At 71.7% G+C, this 14,402-nt stretch carries 16 protein-coding genes; 9 read left to right on the forward strand and 7 right to left on the reverse strand.

Annotated elements, in window-relative coordinates:
- Positions 1-155: 155 nt before the first annotated feature.
- Positions 156-596, forward strand: a complete 441-nt coding sequence (locus BLS95_RS50475) for a very short patch repair endonuclease (RefSeq protein WP_281250140.1) — start codon at positions 156-158, stop codon at positions 594-596.
- An 83-nt stretch (positions 597-679) separates the two neighbouring features.
- Here BLS95_RS50475 and BLS95_RS50480 read toward each other — a convergent pair whose 3' ends face one another.
- A complete protein-coding gene (locus BLS95_RS50480; RefSeq protein WP_090946771.1) occupies positions 680-1,111 on the reverse strand; it encodes a MarR family winged helix-turn-helix transcriptional regulator in 432 nt (143 codons plus the stop codon).
- An 85-nt stretch (positions 1,112-1,196) separates the two neighbouring features.
- Here BLS95_RS50480 and BLS95_RS50485 point away from each other — a divergent pair, with 85 nt between their 5' ends.
- Together BLS95_RS50485 and BLS95_RS50490 are read left to right on the forward strand one after the other, a co-directional pair.
- Positions 1,197-2,048, forward strand: coding sequence for an NAD(P)H-binding protein (locus BLS95_RS50485; protein WP_090946772.1), 852 nt, complete (start codon positions 1,197-1,199; stop codon positions 2,046-2,048).
- Positions 2,049-2,209: 161 nt separating this feature from the next.
- The gene (locus BLS95_RS50490) at positions 2,210-3,259 is read left to right on the forward strand and encodes an LLM class flavin-dependent oxidoreductase (protein WP_245765771.1); all 1,050 of its coding nucleotides are present in this window, start codon (positions 2,210-2,212) and stop codon (positions 3,257-3,259) included.
- A 204-nt stretch (positions 3,260-3,463) separates the two neighbouring features.
- Here the strand turns inward: BLS95_RS50490 and BLS95_RS50495 are convergent, their stop codons facing one another.
- Positions 3,464-4,690, reverse strand: coding sequence for a Gfo/Idh/MocA family protein (locus tag BLS95_RS50495; protein ID WP_090946774.1), 1,227 nt, complete (start codon positions 4,688-4,690; stop codon positions 3,464-3,466).
- Positions 4,691-4,862: 172 nt separating this feature from the next.
- Between BLS95_RS50495 and BLS95_RS58720 the strand changes: the two genes are divergently transcribed.
- Entirely contained in the window at positions 4,863-5,789 is a 927-nt protein-coding gene (locus BLS95_RS58720) for a nucleoside 2-deoxyribosyltransferase domain-containing protein (protein ID WP_090946775.1), read from the forward strand.
- A gap of 343 nt (positions 5,790-6,132) precedes the next feature.
- Here BLS95_RS58720 and BLS95_RS50505 read toward each other — a convergent pair whose 3' ends face one another.
- From BLS95_RS50505 to BLS95_RS50520, 4 genes are all read right to left on the reverse strand, one after another.
- On the reverse strand, positions 6,133-6,450 hold the full coding sequence (locus BLS95_RS50505; protein ID WP_143044254.1) for a hypothetical protein: 318 nt from the start codon (positions 6,448-6,450) through the stop codon (positions 6,133-6,135).
- 93 nt (positions 6,451-6,543) lie between these two features.
- Positions 6,544-7,434: an LLM class flavin-dependent oxidoreductase gene (locus BLS95_RS50510; RefSeq protein ID WP_090946777.1), complete on the reverse strand. Its 891-nt coding sequence runs from the start codon at positions 7,432-7,434 to the stop codon at positions 6,544-6,546.
- A gap of 53 nt (positions 7,435-7,487) precedes the next feature.
- Positions 7,488-8,576: an alcohol dehydrogenase catalytic domain-containing protein gene (locus BLS95_RS50515; protein ID WP_090946778.1), complete on the reverse strand. Its 1,089-nt coding sequence runs from the start codon at positions 8,574-8,576 to the stop codon at positions 7,488-7,490.
- 48 nt (positions 8,577-8,624) lie between these two features.
- The gene (locus BLS95_RS50520) at positions 8,625-9,359 is read right to left on the reverse strand and encodes a dienelactone hydrolase family protein (protein ID WP_090946779.1); all 735 of its coding nucleotides are present in this window, start codon (positions 9,357-9,359) and stop codon (positions 8,625-8,627) included.
- A 123-nt stretch (positions 9,360-9,482) separates the two neighbouring features.
- Here BLS95_RS50520 and BLS95_RS50525 point away from each other — a divergent pair, with 123 nt between their 5' ends.
- The 4 genes from BLS95_RS50525 to BLS95_RS50540 all read left to right on the forward strand — a co-directional run bounded on the left by BLS95_RS50525 (position 9,483) and on the right by BLS95_RS50540 (position 13,483).
- The gene (locus BLS95_RS50525) at positions 9,483-10,448 is read left to right on the forward strand and encodes an alpha/beta hydrolase (protein WP_090946791.1); all 966 of its coding nucleotides are present in this window, start codon (positions 9,483-9,485) and stop codon (positions 10,446-10,448) included.
- Positions 10,449-10,526: 78 nt separating this feature from the next.
- Positions 10,527-11,627, forward strand: coding sequence for an acyl-CoA dehydrogenase family protein (locus tag BLS95_RS50530; protein ID WP_090946792.1), 1,101 nt, complete (start codon positions 10,527-10,529; stop codon positions 11,625-11,627).
- A 28-nt stretch (positions 11,628-11,655) separates the two neighbouring features.
- Entirely contained in the window at positions 11,656-12,612 is a 957-nt protein-coding gene (locus BLS95_RS50535) for an acyl-CoA dehydrogenase family protein (RefSeq protein ID WP_090946780.1), read from the forward strand.
- A gap of 58 nt (positions 12,613-12,670) precedes the next feature.
- A complete protein-coding gene (locus BLS95_RS50540; RefSeq protein WP_090946781.1) occupies positions 12,671-13,483 on the forward strand; it encodes a TIGR03619 family F420-dependent LLM class oxidoreductase in 813 nt (270 codons plus the stop codon).
- Here the strand turns inward: BLS95_RS50540 and BLS95_RS50545 are convergent.
- A complete protein-coding gene (locus BLS95_RS50545) occupies positions 13,468-13,986 on the reverse strand; it encodes a hypothetical protein (protein ID WP_090946782.1) in 519 nt (172 codons plus the stop codon). The genes BLS95_RS50540 and BLS95_RS50545 overlap by 16 nt on opposite strands.
- Between BLS95_RS50545 and BLS95_RS56500 the strand changes: the two genes are divergently transcribed.
- The coding region (locus BLS95_RS56500) for a hypothetical protein (RefSeq protein WP_176993847.1) at positions 13,976-14,402 on the forward strand (427 nt) is incomplete at its 3' end. The genes BLS95_RS50545 and BLS95_RS56500 overlap by 11 nt on opposite strands.

Below are 14,402 nucleotides of genomic sequence, written 5' to 3' on the forward strand. Positions count from 1 at the left end.
ACATAGGAAGATCACATATCTAGCTGATGCCGCCCAGGACGGCAAGGGATTTCCATACGTCCTCGTCCGCGATGGCGGGCCGCTGGCGATGCTCTATATCGTTGTACGTGCCTCAGGCGACTCAAGATCTGATTTCGGAGTTTGCGATCTCGATACTGTATGTCGAAAGGCCGACTAGCGCGTCCAGCGAGGGCGTCCGCAAGAGCATGAAGGCCAACAAAGGTCGAGACACCAAGCCTGAGCTGGCACTTCGGCGTGCGGTTCATGCCCTGGGGCTCAGGTATCGCGTCTCCATCCGCCCCTCGCCGAGCGTTCGCCGTACCGCTGACCTGGTCTTCACCAAGACTAAGGTTGCGGTCTTCCTGGATGGCTGCTTCTGGCACGGCTGTCCTGCGCACCACACCAAAGCCGCGACGAACGCGGATTACTGGGCGGAGAAGGTGCTGAAGAACCGGGCCAGGGATGGTGAGACGGACCGGCTGCTCAGTGAGGCCGGTTGGACGGTGATCCGTATTTGGGAGCACGAGGACCCCGCCTCGTCGGCGGCCGGAATCGCCGACGAGCTCAAGGCCATCCGTTCCAGAGCGCACGGTTAGGGCCGTTGTTCGGGCTTCGAGGAGAGGTTCAGCGTTTCCGTTCCTCGGGAGGTACGGCGCCTTACTCGCCCCATCCAGGTCGGCTACGACATTTCGTTCAGTAGGGCGGTCGCCGAGCGGTGGATCTTTGCCAGTGCGCTGAGGAGGTGTTCGCGTTCGGTTTCGCTGAGGTCGGCGGTGATTTGGTCTTCGAGGTGCCGCCGTTCCTCCTCGATGGGTGCTTGCAGGGCGCGTCCCGTGTCGGTGAGCCACAGGCGGACCAGGCGGTTGTCGCGGTCGTCGCGGCGGCGGGTGAGCAGGCCGGCCGCGGCCATCCGGGTGGCCGCTTTGACCACGTTGGGGGTGGTGACGTTGAGTGCGGCGGCGACCTCGCCCGGGGTGCTGCCGTCCTGCCGCCACAGCACCGCGAGCAGGTGGTCCTGTCCCAGGTGCAGCCCGTGGCGCCGCACGGCCGCCTCGGCCGCCGCGCGCAGCGCCTTCGACGCCTTGCTGTGCAGGTCCAGGAACTCGGGCACGTCGGGGCCTCCACGATTGACAGCAGATCGTGTACCGGTTAACGTTTCGCTCGATCATTAACCGGTACACGATTTTGGGGTTCTCATGATACTGGTCACCGGTGCCACCGGAAACGTCGGCCGCGAGCTCGTCCGCGAGCTGGACGAGGCCGGAGTGCCGTTCCGCGTCCTGGTCCGCGACCCGGCCCGGGCCGCCGCGTTGCCCGGCGAGCGGGTCGTGGCCGACCTGAGCGATCCGGGGACGCTGCCGCCCGCCTTCGCCGGAGCCGACCGGCTGTTCCTGCTCACTCCTGGCATCGGCCTCGACCACGCTCGGCACGCCGTCGCCGCCGCGCGGTCCGCCGGGGTGGCCCACATCGTGCATTTGTCCTCGTTCAACGTGCTGGGCGACCCGATGCCCGCCATGGGCCGCTGGCACCACGAGCGCGAGCAGGCCATACGGGCTTCCGGCATCCCGGCCACCTTCCTGCGGCCCGGAGGATTCATGACGAACGCCTTCGACTGGCTGCCCACCATCCGCAAGGCGGGTTACGTCCTCGATCCGTTCGGACCTGGCCGGTACGCGCCGATCGACCCCGCCGACATCGCCGCCGTCGCCGCCCTGACCCTGACCACAGACGGCCACCAGAAGCAGGAGTACGTCCTCACCGGCGAGGAGCTGTTCACCGTCGCCGAACAGGTCAAGATCCTCGCCGCGGCGGCCGGCCGGGACATCGCGGTCCGGGCGGTCACCACCGCGGAGGAGGCCGTCGCCGCCCGCTTCCCCAATGGAGCACCCCCGGCGCTGGCCGAGGCCATCGTCGAAGGCTTCCACCTCATGCGCGCCGACATCGCCGGATTCCGCACTGACACCGTGGAACGCCTGCTCCGGCGCAAGCCCCGCACCTTCGCCGACTGGTGCACCCGCAACGCCGACGCCTTCCGTGGCACGCACTGATTCGCTGGGGTCCGCTGGGGGACTGCGTCACTTCAAGAATGATGCCCCCGGCGTCGTCTCGCGTCGGGTGGGGCCGGCGGGTGAGGATGCTCAGGGCGTTGGAGATGAAATCCCTGACGTGAGCGGAGAGGGTGGGCATGGGCGGGTGCGGCCACGTCGGCGTGCGGATTTCGGTGTTGGACACCTCGCCGATCGTGCGGGGGTCCACGCCGAGGCAGGCGCTGCACAACACGGTGGATCTCGCGAGGCTGGCCGACGTGCTGGGTTACCACCGTTATTGGGTGCCTGAACATCACGGGATGCGTGGTGTGGCCAGCTCCGCTCCAGCTGTGCTCGTCGGGCATCTCGCCGGTGCCACGAAGCGCTTGCGGGTCGGTGCGGGTGGGGTGTTGTTGCCCAATCATGCGCCGATCGTGGTGGCCGAGCAGTTCGGCACGCTGGTGGCGCTGCATCCGGGGCGGATCGATCTCGGGCTCGGGCGGGCGCCGGGCGGGTCTCGGGCGGCCGTGGAGGCGGTTCGTCCTGAGGCGGAGCGGGGCGCGAAGACCTTTCGCGAGCAGTTCGACGAGCTTCGGGCCTACCTGGATCCGGTCGAGGACGCGCGGGTGAAGGCGATTCCCGTTCTTGGGGGGAATGTCCCGCCGATCTGGCTGCTGGGCTCCTCGGCCGGGAGTGCTGAGCTGGCCGGGGAGCTTGGGCTGCCCTACGCCTTCGCCCATCACCTCAACGCGGGGGCGGCGGTGGAGGCCATGTGTGTCTACCGTGAGCGGTTCCGGCCCTCGGGGCACGCCGCGGTCCCGACGTCGCTGGTCAGCGTGTCCGTCATCGCCGCCGAGGACGACGAAAGGGCCGAATGGCTCGCCGGTCCCACCCGGTTGAAGGTGCTCAGCCGGGTGCGGGGGGAGCGCATCCTGTTGCCGAGCCCCGAGGAGGCGGCAGCGTATTCGTACACCGAGGAGGATCGTGCCGAGATCGCCGCTCGTTCCGGCGGCGTCCTCGTCGGAGGTCCGGCCACTGTGGCCGAGCGCCTGCAGGCGGTGCTCGACGGCACCGGCACGGATGAGCTCATGATCACCACGCCGGTGTACGAGCACGCGGATCGCCGCCGGTCCTACGAGCTGGTCGCATCCATCGCCGGCCGACTTGTAGGACCGGCGGACGAGACAGCCGGGCGACGGGTCGGTGACAGTGATCACCGCGATGATGCGTGAGCGCACCGGGGCCGAACCGGTACGGAGCGGCGCATCGCACGGGATGCCTGGCTCAGGAAGAAAGGTCAAACTTGATGAGAATCGCGAAGTGGGCCACCGCCGGGGCCGCCCTCCCCCTGCCGGGGGCACCGCCAGCGCGGCGAGCGTGACCACGACCCCGGCCTCCGCGGCGGGCTGGTACTTCACGGAGCTGTGATCCGCCGTTCAGCGGGGGGTTCCTGCCAGGGTGACGGTTGTGCCGGTTAGGCGGGAGTGTTCGGCGGCCCAGGCTATGAGGTGGCTGTGCAGGCTTTCGGTGGGGGAGGAGAGGATCGGGGAGGGGTCTCTGGCGGTGACGGCCGTCAGGAAGGCTTCGATCAGGGCCTGGTCGCCGCCTCCGTGGCCGCCCCTGGCCGTGGCGTCGCCGGTCGGGCGGGTTTCGATGACCTCCGATCGGCCGGTGACGAAGTCGGTGAGGGTCAGGTGGTCGCCGTCGCCGTCGATCGAGCCGCGGGTGCCGAAGATCCGGGTCTGGCGGTGGAGGGACGGGGTGAACGCGGTCATGGTGAACGCTGCCGTCACGCCGCCCTCGAACTCCAGGTTCACGACCTGGTGGTCGACGACGTCGTTGTCGCAGGCGTACACGCATCTGCCGTACGGGCCGGTTCTGAGGGCCTCCAGGATGCCCTGCTCCGAGACGTCGTCGGTGAGTACGGACACCGGCCAGGCCTCCTTGCCCGCCAGCGGGAGGTAGATGCGCTTGGCCGAGTACGGGCAGGTGGGCTCCACGGCGCAGTCCAGGCAGCGGGCGGCGGCCCCGGCGGGACGGTTCTCCGGGCGGAAGTGGTGGAGCCCGCCGAACGACGACACGCGGGTGACCTGCCTGCCGGTGAGGTGGACCAGCCAGTCGAGGTCGTGGCACGACTTGGCCAGCAGCATGAACGTGGACTCGTCGGTCCTGCGCCAGTTGCCCCGCACGTACGAGTGCGCCTGGTGCCACCATCCGACCGGCTCCAGGTGCTGGATGCTGACGATCTCGCCGATCCTGCCCGCGTCGAGCACTTCCTTGAGAACCTTCGTGTACGGGGTGTAGCGCATGACATGGCAGACGGCGAACACCGCGCCGGGGCGCCCGGCGGCGACGATCGCCCGGCAGTCGTCCTCGGAGACCGCCATCGGCTTCTCCAGCAGGATGTCGTAGCCCAGGTCGGCGAAGCGTACGGCGGGCTCGACGTGCTCCCTGTCCTGGGTGGCGATGATCACCGCGTCCGCCTGGCGGGGGAGGGCGGCCAGCTCGCGCCAGTCCGCGTACTGGCGGGCCTCGGGGAACCTGGCGCGGCGGCTCGCCAGCTGATCGGCCACCGCGACCACCTGCGCCCGGCCGGTGTCGGTGGCGTGGCGGGCATACGTGGTACCTCGCGAACCCGCGCCGACGATCGCCAGCGTGACCATTGGCCCTCCAGATATGTCATCGATTCACGTATGTCGCTCGACGCTAGGATCCGGGCGGATTGCCGTCAATGAAGGAAGCTTGTGGGGTGGCGCACGGCTCGCAGCTGAGCATGTGGAACGCGAGGTCCTAGGGGTTCGGGGCCGTCTGGGGGAGGCTTGGTCGGTGACTTCCATGACTGGACCCGCCGCCGTCAACGCCTCTGCCGTCCCGCCCGCGACCGGCTGCGTCTTCTGCGCCATCGTGGCTGGTCGGGCGCCGGCCTCGATCGTTCGTGAGTGGGATGACGCCCTCGCCATCCGGCCCCTCGGCGGTGGGGTGGCGGAGGGGCACGTGCTGGTCGTCTCGCGTAGGCACGTGGCCGACGTCGGTGTCGACCCGCTGGTGTCGGCGTCGGTGATGGCGCGGGCGGCGGAGCTCGCCGCAGGGTTGCCCGCGGCCAATGTGATCACCAGCAGGGGCTCGGCGGCCACCCAGACCGTCTACCACCTGCACCTGCATGTGGTTCCGCGCGTCGAGGGGGATGGGCTGCCGTTGCCGTGGACCCCGCGGCAGGCCGCTCGTGATGCTGGGGCCGTGACCAAACACTGGACTCTGACCGTGGAGCCGCCCGCCACGGTCCGGCTGGTCTGCGCACGGGAACCGATTCCCGGCGGCCCGTCCGTGTTCCTGGCCGGGCCCACCCCTGACGACGCGGCGCCGGTGCCCTCGTGGCGGCCGGAGGCGATCAGGGAGCTGGGCCGGCAGTGGAGCGGGCCGGAGCCGCTGGTCGTGCTGTGTCCGGAGTCCCGGGGCAACGTCCGGGCGGAGCGGTACGAGGACCAGGTCGACTGGGAGATCGCGGCACGGGCGGGGGCTACCGCGATCATGTTCTGGGTTCCCCGGGACATGGCGACGCTTCCCGGTATGACGACCAACGTCGAGTTCGGCCTGGATGTCGGGACCGGCCGCGCGGTGCTGGGCTGCCCGCCGGGCTGCCCGAACCCCGAGCGCAACCGCTACTTGATCTACGTCGCCCGCCGCCACGGCGTTCCGGTCCGCACCACCGTGGCCGGGACGGTGACCACGGCCCTGGACGTGATCGCCGCCCAGCCGGCGTGACAGCCGACCGGCGAGCGGTCCGGGCACCGGCGCTGGACGGCATCTCCCGGACTCCTGTGCGGGCGCGCCCCCGGCAGGTCAGCCGATCCGGGTGCAGTCCCGGAGGAGGACCTGGTGCGGGATGGCGGCCTCGTCTCCGCCCACGCATCTGATCCTGAGGGGGACCGGGCTGGCCTCACCGATCGCCGTGCCACGGAACGGGCCGCTGGTCACGGCCCCCAGGGAGGGGCGGCAGTCGCCGCGGGCGGTGTCTTAGCTGTAGACGGGTGGGCGGGAGACAGGCCGGTCAGGGCCGGCGCCAGGGCGGCCCCGGTCGTGATGCGACGGATCATGGTGGTCCCCGTCAGTCCGGGTCGGCGAGGTTGCAGGCGGGGACCCAGCCCACGACGCCGGTGGTCACGTTGCGGCCGTGGTGCCACTGGTCGGTGGCGAAGTGGTCGCACTGGTAGTGCGCGTGCCGGTCCACCCGGTCCGACTGGAAGCCCTGCCCGGCGTAGCCGAGGCCGTTGCGGATGGAGCCCGCGCGGGGCTCGCTCCAGATGATCACGCCCTGGGCGGCGAAGTCGTAGAGCCGCGCGGCCATGGCGGTCTGGGCGGTGAGCGGCCCGCTCAGGCTCAAAGCCATGAGCAGGCCGGTCATGGTCGCTCGTCTGACGTGCACCGTGCCTCCCTCGTGGGTCGGTGTGGCGATCCCTTCGTCGCTCAGAGTAAGAGGGCGAACACGCGGAGTTCCATTGGTTTTTCGCCGCCCCGATCACCGCAATTGGGGCAGGACTTCGGTGGCGAGCCGTTCGAGTTGCTCCCGCTCGTCGAACATCGTGTCCAGCAGGACCAGGTCCGCGCCGGCCGCGATCACGTCGCGCAGCCCCTGCACGCACACCTCGGGCGGGCCGGTGACGGCCACGTTCGCGCCGCCGTACATCTTGCGCAGCAGGTCGTCGATGCGGGGCTCCGTGCCGACCGAGACGTAGACCCGCTTGGCGATGCCGAAGCCCGCCGGGTCGCGGCCGGCGGCGGCGAGTTCGGCCTTGACCGTGCGCACCTGCTCGGCGAACGCCGCCGTGGTGGCTCCGCCCGCGCCGAAGAACCCGTCGCCGTGCCGCACCGCGCGGCGCACCGCCGCCGGGCGGTGCCCGCCGATCCAGACGGGCGGGTGCGGCTTCTGGTACGGCTTGGGCTCCATGTCCCCGTCCACCTGCCAGAACCGCCCGTCGAAGCCCACCTTGGCCTCCGTCCAGCAGGCCCTCATGAGCTCGATCGACTCGGTGAACCGCGTCACCAGCCCGTCGGGCGGCACCCCGAAGTCCGCGAGCGTGCTCCGGCCGCCCAGCCCGAACCCCACCTCCAGACGGCCCCGGCTGAGCTGGTCCAGAGTGGCGATGCTCTTGGCGAGCTGCAGCGGCTGGTGCTGGACCAGGATGAACACCGCGCAGCCGAGCCGCAGCCGCTCGGTGCAGGCGGCGGCGTACGTCATGACCTCGATCGGGCCGAGGGTGGGAGACGGCGACAGCGTCGACTCGCGGGTCCACGCGCTGTGGAAGCCGAGCTCCTCGACCCGTCGCAGGTAGTCGCGGAACGAGCCGGGGTCGAACGCGCCATCGGAGACCTGCTGGGGGAGGGAGATGGCGAATCTCGTTTCTGTCATGCCCCTACCCAATAGACCCGTCGCCGCGGCCCGTCCAGTTTCGCGCGCCCGATTCAGAAGGTGATGACCGTACGCGCGACCGTGCCCTGCCGTACGTGGGCCACGGCGTCGTTGATCCGGTCGAGCGGCAGCCGTTCCGAGATCAGGCCGTCGAGGTCGAGCCGGCCCCGCAGATAGAGCCCGGCCAGCACGGGCAGGTCGCGGTGGGGCGCGGCGTCGCCGCCCTGGGTGCCAATGAGGCGGCGGGAGGCGAACAGCAGGCCGGTGTCCACCTCCGCCGGGTGGCCCCGGGGCGGGCTGCCGACCATGACCGTGGTGCCGCCGGGCTGGGTGGCGGCGAACGCCTGGGCCAGCACGCCGGGCGCGCCCGTGGCGTCGAAGGCGTACTCGACGCCGCCCCCGACCAGCTCGCCCACCTGCTTCGGCAGGTCCGTGACCAGCAGGGTGTGCGTGGCGCCGAAGTATTCGGCCAGCTCCAGCTTCCCCTCGGCCACGTCGGCGGCCACGATCGTGGTCGCGCCCGCCAGCACCGCGCCCTGGATGACGTTGAGCCCCACCCCGCCGCAGCCCACGACGAGGACCGACGCGCCGGGCGGGACCCTGGCGACGTTCGTGACGGCGCCGACGCCGGTGACGACGCCGCAGGCCAGCAGGCACATGGCGGCCAGCGGCGCGTCCGCGGGCACTCGTACGCACATGAGCTCGCTCACGACCGTGTACTCGGCGAACGAGCCGATGCCGATGAAGCGGCGGATCTCCTGGCCGTCCAGGGTGACCCGGGGCGGGCCACCCATGATCGTCGGCAGCCTGGCGGGGCCCGCGCACAGGTGGAAGCGGCCCGCGCCGCACTGGCGGCACCGGCCGCAGGGGCCGTTCATGGCGATGATGACGTGGTCTCCTGGCCCGACGGTGGTGACGCCGGTGCCCACGCTCTCGACCACGCCCGCGCTCTCATGCCCGAGGATGAACGGCAGCCTGCTCACCACCGGGCTCTTGCCGTCGATGGCCTTGAGGTCGGAGCCGCACACGCCGGACGCCCTGATCCGCACCCGCACCTCGCCGGGGCCCGGCTCGGCCACCTCGACCTCGCGGATCTCCATCGGGGCGTGGAACGTGGTCAGCACGGCCGCGCGCATCAGCATGCGCCTCACGGTAACGCGGGCCCGGATCACGAGCAAGCGGTTGCTCGGTTATCCCGGGGAGTGGCGTTCCGTGAACGACAGCATGCGCCGCCAGGCGTCCTGGCACACCTCCTCCCACTCCTTGTACGAGCGGTCGAAGAACGAGTGCGGCGCACCCTGGTAGACGTGGATCTCGTGCTCGGTGCCCGTCCGGTCGAGCGCGGCCAGGTACGCGTCGAGCCGCTCCGGAGTGGTGGCCTTGTCCGCCCCGCCCAGCAGCCCGAGGATCGGCGCGCCGGGGCCGGTCGTCGGATCGTCGACGAAGCGGAGCGTGCTGTAGAAGCCGATGCCGCCGGCCAGGCCGTTGCCCTCGGCGGCCTGCCGCCACGACAGGGCGCCGCCCAGGCAGAAGCCCACGGTGAACACCGGCCCCCGGTCCGCCGCCAGTACGTCCGTGGCCGCCCGCACGTCGGCCCTGACCTGGTCGTGCTTGAGCTGGTTGACGTGCGGCATGTACTCGAAGTCCTCGCCCCGGTCGGTCAGGCCCGCCGTCCGGCCGAAGTAGTCGATCGCGATCGCCCGGAACCCCGCCTCGGCGAAGCGCACCGCCAGGTCGCGGTAGAACGGGTGCAGGCCGCGTACGTCGGGCAGGATCACCACATTGCGGCCGTTGGGCTCCGCCGGGTCGGCCCGGTAGGCCAGGAAGCGGTTGCCGTCGGCGGCGGTCAGCTCTATCTGCTCCTGCGAGGCCACCTCGCCCTGGATGGGCGGAGCCGGTGGCCTGCTGTCGGTGGAATGGCACATGAGGCCAGCATGCCCGCCTTCCACCTGGCTATCCGTGATCAGCATTTTCGCGAATGTTGCGCGTTGTGGTTGCCCGGTCCGACCATCGAGGAATAGTTCTCTTGTTCGGTGAAGGAGGAGTTCATGGCATATCACCCCAATCTCGATCCCGAGATCCGCGCCGAGCTGGAGCGGATGCAGTTGCCCGTGTTCGACCTGGCCAGCCTGACGTTCGACGAACTGCGGGAGAATCGAGCGCAGATCAGCGCGATGATGACCGCCGCGCCGCGACCGGACACCGACGTGGTGATCGAGGACCGGCGGGTGCCGGGGCCCGACGGCGACCCCGACGTACGGGTCCGGATCTACCGCCCGCCGGGGCAGGGGGAGGAACGGCCGGCGCTCTACTGGATCCACGGCGGCGGCATGATCCTCGGCATCCCCGAGATCGACGATGCGACGATGATCGGATTCGTCGAGAAGCTCGGTTGTGTGGTGGTGTCCGTCGACTACCGGCTGGCCCCGGATCATCCGCACCCGGCTCCCGTCGAGGACTGCTACGCCGGGCTGGTGTGGACCGCCAAGGCGGCCGGTGACCTGGGCATCGACCTGACCAGGCTGGCCGTCGGCGGGGCCAGCGCCGGTGGCGGGCTGGCGGCCGCGACCGTGCTGCTCGCGCGTGACCGGGGTGGTCCCGACGTGGCCTTCCAGCTGCTGCAGTGCCCGATGCTGGACGACCGGAACATCACCCCGTCCAGTCACGAGTTCACCGAGGCCGTGGTCTGGGACAGGGCCGCGAACCTGTTCGGCTGGACCGCGCTGCTCGGCGACCGGGTGGGGACCGACGACGTGTCCCCGTACGCGGCGCCGGCCCGGGCGACCGACCTGTCCGGGTTGCCGCCGGCGTTCATCGATGTGGGGGAGTTGGAGGTCTTCAGGGACGAGGACCTGGACTACGCGTCGAGGCTGGTGCAGGCCGGGGTGTCCACCGAGTTCCACCTGTATCCCGGGGCGTTCCACGCGTTCGACGGCATGGTGCCGGGCACCGAGCTGGGCCGGCGGGCGCAGGCGGCGCGGCTGGCCGCTCTCAAGCGCGCTTTCCGCCTCTGACGTACGGCTTCTCCCGGGTGCGGTCCTCGCGCTCGGGAGGGCTGGTCAGTAAACCAAGCGTGCGCTAGGTTGGTGGTCGTGGAGCTCGACTTCTCCCCTGCCGAGCGGGAGTTCCGTGCCGAGGTTCGCGACTGGCTGGCGAGGAACGTGCCGGGGCCGCTCCCGTCCATGGACACCCCCGAGGGGTTCGAGGCGCACCGGGCCTGGGAGGCGCGGCTGGCCGGCGCCCGGCTGTCGGTCGTCTCCTGGCCCGAGGAGTACGGCGGGCGCGGCGCCTCCCTGATCGAGTGGCTGATCTTCGAGGAGGAGTACTGGGCCGCCGGCGCCCCCGCCCGCGTCACCCAGAACGGGATCTTCCTCCTGGGGCCGTCCCTGATGCGGTTCGGCACGCCCGAGCAGCGCGAACACTGGCTGCCCAGGATGGCCAGGGGCGACGACGTGTGGGCGCAGGCGTGGTCGGAGCCGGAGGCGGGCAGCGACCTGGCCGCCCTCACCTCCCGCGCCGAGCTGGTCCCCGGCGGATGGCGGCTCCACGGGCACAAGACCTGGAGCTCCCGGGCCGCCTTCGCCGACCACGGGTTCGGGCTCTTCCGCACGTCGGGGACGCGGCATCGAGGGCTGACGTACTTCATGTTCCCCCTCGCGGACGTTGGCGTGCGGCCGATCGCGCAGCTCGACGGGCTGCCGGGGTTCGCCGAGCTGTTCTTCGACGGGCTGTTCGCGCCCGGGTCGATGGTGGTGGGTGAGGCCGGTGAGGGATGGCGGATCGCGATGGCCACCACCTCCTCGGAACGCGGTCTCACCCTGCGCAGCCCCGGCCGCTTCCTGGCCACCGCCGACCGGCTCGTCGCGCTGGCCAGAGGCGCCGATCCGGCTCTTGCCGACCGGGCCGCCAGGTGCTGGGTGGAGGCGGAGGCGTACCGGCTGCACACGTACATGACGGCGCGCCGGATCATGGCGGGGGCGGAGGTCGGGCCGGCGGCCAGCCTGGGCAAGCTCTTCTGGTCCGAGCTGGACCTGCGCATGCACGCCCTGGCCATGGAGCTGCTGGGGGAGCGGGCGGGGGCGGGCGGCTGGCTGGACGGGTTCCTGTTCTCGCTGGCCGGGCCCATCTACGCGGGCACGAACGAGATCCAGCGCAACATCGTCGCCGAACGGATCCTGGGGCTGCCGAGATGACCTTCGGGACGAGCCGGGGACGGCGGCGATGAACTTCGGGTTCACCGACGAGCAGCTCGCGCTGGGCGCGACCGTGCGTGACGTGGCGCGGGCGCACTGCCCGCCGGCCGCGCTGCGCTCCGAGCGCCGCCCGGCCTGGAAGCAGCTCGCCGAGCTGGGCTTCTTCGGGCTGCTGCTGCCGCCCGAGGCCGGCGGGCTGGGGCTCGACCTGGTCGATCTGCTGCTGGCGCTGGAGGAGGCCGGGCGCGCGTGCCTGCCCGGGCCGGTCGTGGAGACCGCCGTGGCGGCGCCGTACCTGGTGCCGGACACGCCCGGGCTGGCCTCCGGCGCGGTGTGCGTCAGCGTGCTGCTGCCCGGCCAGGTGTACGCGCCGGACGCCGACCTCGCGGACCTGCTGGTCGTGGCGTGCGCCGGCGGCCTGCGCGCGGCCCCACGCCAGTCGGTACGCCTGACGCCCCGGCCGGGGGTGGACCCGTGCCGGCCGCTGTTCGAGGTGGCCTTCGAGGAGTTCGCGGAAGTGGCCCGCCCGGTCGGTCCGGCGCTGCGGCGGGCCACGGTCGCCACCGCCGCGCAGCTCGTCGGGGTCGCCAGGGAGCTGCTCGCCGTCACCGTCGGCTATGCGCGAACGCGCACGCAGTTCGGGGCGGCGATCGGGTCCTTCCAGGCGGTCAAGCACCAGCTCGCCGACGTGGCCGTGGCGATCGACTTCGCCGCGCCGCTGGTGTACCGGGCCGCCCTGTCGGTGGACGGCGCCACCGGCGCGCGTGACACGAGCGCCGCCAAGGCCGCCGCCGGGGAGGCCGCCGGGCTGGCCGCGCGGGTGGCGCTGCAGGTGCACGGGGCCATCGGGTACACGGAGGAGCTGGATCTGCGGTTCTGGCTGGCGCGGGCCTGGTCCTTGTCGGCCGCGTATGGCACCACGGCCGTGCACCGCGCCCGCCTGCGCACCGCCATCGTCGGCGGTGACCTGCGGAGGTATCCATGACGTGCGGCCGGCGGGCCGATGAGACACGGGCGGCCGGCCGGTCCGCCGGGGAGGCGCGGTGAAGTTCGGGGTGCCACTCGGGCTGGTGCATCCGGACGCCTGGAAGGACGTGGCGGTGGCGGCGGACGAGCTGGGGTTTGAGTCGGTGTGGCTGCCCGAGCACCTCGTCTTCGCCACCGACCTGTCCCTCGCCGCCTATCCGGGCACCTCCGATCCGGGGATCAAGCCGGCCACGCCGCTGTTCGACGCGCCCGCGTACCTGTGTTGGCTGGCCGCCCTGACCTCCCGCGTCCGGCTCGGTACGGCGGTGCAGCTGCTCGCCCTGCGGCACCCGTTCGTGTCGGCGCGCGCGTTCGCCACGCTGGACGTGGTCTCGGGGGGACGGGCCGTCTGCGGGGTGGGGGCGGGCTGGTACCGGGGGGAGTGGGAGGCGGCCGGGATCCCGTTCGGCACCAGGGGGGCGCGGCTGGACGAGGCGATCGAGGTGGTCAGGCGGCTCTGGAGTGAGCCGGTGGTGGCCCATTCCGGGAGGTTCTACTCCTTTCCCGAGGTTGCCTTCGAACCCAAACCGGTGCAACGGCGGCTGCCGGTGCTCGCGGGTGGGGAGTCGGCCGCCGCGCTGCGCCGGGCGGCCCGGCTCTGCGACGGGTGGATCAGCATGCCGCACACCATCGAGTCGATCAGGCCGCAGCTCGACCGGCTCGGCTCGGGCGTGCCGGTGACCGCCCACGCCTACGCGCTGGCCGGGCCGGACGAGGTGCCGGCCTGGGCGGCGCTGGGCGTGGAGCGGCTGATCGTACGGCCCTGGACCCGCAGCCGCGACGCCGTGTCGCGGCTGGCCGTCTTCGCCGCGGACTACTCGTTGGGGTGATCTCCGGTCACGGGCGGGAGCGTCTCCGTCGCTTCGTCGTCATCGGACGCCGGGTGCCGGTGGCGGCCTCCTTTCGATTCGGTGCCGGTGCCGGTGCCGGTGCCGAGCTGGGGCTGGGGCTCGGGATCGGGGTCGGGGTCGGGGTCCTCGCTGGGTCGCCCGCGTCCGCTGTTGATGATCGCCGCCAGCGCTCCGGTGGGAATGATGGGTTCCACCGGTTCTGACCAGGCCGCGGTCTCCTCCAGATCGCCGGTGGACGGGCCGGGATCGGGTGCGGTCGTGTGGTCGAGCGGCTGGGAGGCGAGATCGATGGCGTTCAGGAGCTCGTGCCGCCACAGGCTGTTCTCGTCAGGCTCGTCGGCGGCGTGGTGGGGAGCCGGCGGGTACGGGGTCGGTACCGCCAGGGCGGCGGCGCCGGTCCCCCCGGCCCGTCGGCGGTTCCTGGCCACGGCGAGCAGCCCGAACAGCGCCACCACGGCGACCAGGGCCGAGATGACCAGCATCGGAGTGCCCAGGCCCGGCAGCGAGTCGTTGATCGAGGCGGCCAGGTTCGGGGGGAAGGGCGCGGCGGCGGCCGTGGTGCTGGACGTCGTCGGGGTGGGGGAGGTGGACTCCGCCGCGGCGAGGTCGGTCGTGGAGGTCGTCGTCGGCGTGGGGCTGGACGTGGCGCTCGGTTCTTCGGAGGCGCTGGCCGAGTCGGTGGGGGTGGCCGAGTCGGAAGGGGTGGCGCTCGCTTCCTCCGAGGCGGTGGCCGAGTCGGTGGGGGTGGGGCACGGCTCCTCGGAGGTGGTGGCCGAGTCGGTGGGGGTCGCGCTCGCCTCCTCGGAGGCCGACTCGGTGGGAGTGGCGGTTTCCTCCGGCGCGGTGCTCGTCGAGGGGGCGGGGCTCTCCGTCTCCTGCGGGTCTGATGCGGTCGCCG

Source organism: Nonomuraea jiangxiensis, from assembly GCF_900099965.1.
GTDB classification, from domain to species: Bacteria; Actinomycetota; Actinomycetes; order Streptosporangiales; family Streptosporangiaceae; genus Nonomuraea; species Nonomuraea jiangxiensis.